This window comes from Clostridium sp. UMB9555A (assembly GCF_030222355.1).
Lineage (GTDB): Bacteria > Bacillota > Clostridia > Clostridiales > Clostridiaceae > Sarcina > Sarcina perfringens.
Map to the genome: position 1 here is coordinate 1 of NZ_JASORQ010000065.1, position 209 is coordinate 209.

Here is a 209-nt window from a genome sequence, read left to right on the forward strand (position 1 = left end):
ATAGCCGAAAATGTTAGAAATTTAGTAAGTAAAATGTTTATTTCTGATTTTCATAATTTAATTAATGAATTAGATAGATTAGGATATAACTCCTACTGGAAAATACTAAGTGGAATTAACTATAATTCGGCCCATTCTAGAGAAAGAGTATTCATAGTCAGCATCAGGAAAGATATAGACAACGGGAGCTTTAAGTTTAAAGAAGGAAA

General features: G+C 28.7%; 1 protein-coding gene. It reads left to right on the forward strand.

The window, feature by feature from the left end; translation table 11 throughout:
- The coding region (locus tag QP548_RS16965; protein ID WP_284905673.1) for a DNA cytosine methyltransferase at positions 1–209 on the forward strand (209 nt) is incomplete at both ends.